Source organism: Thioclava sp. F36-7 (assembly GCF_002020075.1).
GTDB lineage: Bacteria > Pseudomonadota > Alphaproteobacteria > Rhodobacterales > Rhodobacteraceae > Thioclava > Thioclava sediminum.
This window is the reverse complement of record NZ_MPZR01000027.1, coordinates 1-2,684: the sequence shown is the minus strand read 5'-3', so window position 1 is coordinate 2,684 and position 2,684 is coordinate 1. Positions and strand designations below refer to the sequence as shown.

General features: G+C 64.8%; 2 protein-coding genes. Both read right to left on the bottom strand.

The window, feature by feature from the left end; genetic code table 11:
• Positions 1–223: 223 nt before the first annotated feature.
• Positions 224–955, bottom strand: a complete 732-nt coding sequence (istB, locus tag BMI89_RS20470; protein WP_038148989.1) for an IS21-like element helper ATPase IstB — start codon at positions 953–955, stop codon at positions 224–226.
• Between the two features lie 15 nt (positions 956–970).
• A complete protein-coding gene (gene istA / locus BMI89_RS20465; RefSeq protein ID WP_078572603.1) occupies positions 971–2,503 on the bottom strand; it encodes an IS21 family transposase in 1,533 nt (510 codons plus the stop codon).
• Positions 2,504–2,684: the final 181 nt, after the last annotated feature.

Sequence of the window (2,684 nt, the reverse complement as noted above, 5' to 3'; positions counted from 1 at the left end):
TGCGCACACCGACGCATCCGGTCGGGCATTCCGACAACATCCGGTCAGGTGTTCCGGATATCCGGTCACCGCGAGACGTCGCCACTGAGCGTGCTTTCTTGATGTCGCCTCTGTTTGATGCGGTCAAGCTTTTCGAGGTTCGTGATAGGGGAGCCGCGCGCGGCGCCGTGCGCGCCCCACGACGCTGGCGCGGCGTCGCGCGTGGCGGTGGCCCTGTCGCGCGTCATGTTTCGTTCTTTCGCAGTGAGGGGCCGTCCAAGGGCAACCTGTGAGCGTTGTGGACGATGCGGTCGAGGATTGCATCGGCGAAGGTCGGCTCGCCGATGACGTCGTGCCAGGCGTCGACGGGCAGTTGGCTGGTGATGATGATCGATCCGTTCTGGTAGCGGTCCTCGACGATTTCCATCAGGTCGCGGCGCTGCGATGTTGTCAGCCGTTCGGGCCCCCAGTCGTCCAGGATGAGCAGGTCGGTGCGAATGATCTGGCGGAACAAGCGGGGAAACCGCCCGTCACCATGGGCGAGTTCGAGATCGGCGAACAGACGCGACAAGCGGTGATAGAGGACGGTGCGACCGTCGCGGCAGGCCTTCTGTCCGAGCGCGCAGGCCAGCCAGGTCTTTCCGACACCGCAGGGGCCGGTGATGATCAGATTTTGCCGCTTTCCGATCCAGTCGCCGTGCGCGAGCTGGCGAAACAGGTCCCGGTCGAGTTGCCGCGGGGCGCGGTAATTGACGTCCTCGATGGCGGCGCCCCCATGGCGCAACTTGGCCGCGCGCATCCGACTCTGGTAGCGCTTCGTGCTGCGGTTCGCGGCCTCGCGGTCGATCAGAAGGCCCAGCCATTCGGCATGGCTGAGCTCGGCGGCATCGTCTTGCCGCTGCAACTCGGCGAAGGCCTCCGCCATGCCATCGAGCTTGAGGGCACGCAGGTGGTTCAGGGTGGGATGATCGAGCATTCGGATGTCTCCTTATCAGTGGAAATAGCTGGCGCCGCGGATATTGGGATGTGTGATCGCCGGGCCCTCCGCGGGGGTCTCTGGCCGTCGGCGATGCAGGTTGTTCCGGAGGATTGATTTGACCGAGCTGTATGACAGGCCGCCAATCTCGCCAGCACGCAGGCAGGCGGCTTCAAGGGCGTCCCGGCCATGGGGCTTGGCGAGGCGCACGATCCCGATGCAGGCGCGGAAGCCTTGCTCGGGATGGGGCTTGGCGCGCAGGATCAGATCCACGAGGTTCGCCGTGTTGGGACCGATCTTCTCGGCCATGCGCCGCAGTTCGGCGGGGGTGAGCCCGGCATATCGGCGATGGCTGGCGGGCATGTGCGCGGCCACGGTCGTATGCTTGCGGTTCCCAGACGTTCGGACATGGGAGGCCACGCGCTGTCCTTCCTGGAAGATCTCGACAGTCCGGGCCGTGATCCGGGCCCAGAGCGTCTTCTTCAGGAGCTGGTGGGGCACGGAGTAGTAGTGCTTATGAACTTCGACATGGTAATCGAGGCCGACCCGCCGCTCGACCCAGTCGGCATACTCGTAGGGGGCCGCGGGCAACGACCGGAGCGCGGGCTGGTCGAGCTGTTCGAACAGATCCCGGCGGCTGGCGCCCAGGTGCCGGGTCATCTTGCCGTTCAGTCCCGGCAGCAGATCGCGGATCGCCGCGTTCACTTCGGCCAGAGAAAAGAACCGCCGTTTGCGCAGCCGCGCGATGATCCAGCGCTGGACGACAAGAACGCCGACCTCGGCCTTCGCTTTGTCGCGAGGCTTGTAGGGACGCGCCGGCAGGATCGCCGTGCCGTAATGAGCGGCCATCTCGGCATAGGTGCGGTTGATCTGCGGCTCATGAAAGCAGGCCTTGGTCACACCAGCCTTGAGATTATCCGAGACGATCTGCTCGGGCACACCGCCGAAGAAGGCCAGCAAGCGAACATGCGCGCCGATCCAGTCCGGCAGGCTCTGGGTCCAGGTCGCCTCGACATAGGTATAGTTCGAGGCACCCAGGACGCCGACGAAGATTTGCGCCACGCGGATCGCGCCGGTCTCGCCATCGATCACCTCGATGGTATCGCCGGAATAGTCGACGAACACGCGCTCGCCAGCCGCATGGTGCTGGCGCATGGTGGGCGACAGGCGGCCTTCCCAGCGACGGTAGAGGTCGCAGAACCGACTGTATCCATAGCCATCGTCCGGATGGGCGGCGCGATACTCCTCCCAGATCAGCGACAGCGTGACCCCCTTGCGGCGGAGTTGCCGATGAACCGCAGCCCAATCCGGCTGCGCCAATCCTCGGCGCGTTTGGCCGCCCGGCGGTGCAAACAGCCGTCGTTCCAGCGCGGCTTCGTCCAGCCCGTCCGGGAGCGGCCAACACAGTCCGGCCCGTTCCGCCCGCTTGAGATACTCGCTGATCGTCGACTGCCCGACGTTCAGGCTCCTCGCGATCTTCCGCGTCGACAATCCGGTGGCCCTCAGGCGAAGGGCTTCTGAAATCTTGCGCATTGGCAATCGTCTCATTCTGGGGCTCCTTGCTCGTCCTCGATGACGGCAAGGCTACCCTGCTGCACGATCGCCCAGCAGCCGGTCTCACAACTCGAAACCGGGATGATCGGATACCCCGGAATCCGTGACCGGATTAAATCGGAATGACCGACCGGATATTATCGGAATCGGTGACCAGATGACCCCGGTGTGCGCA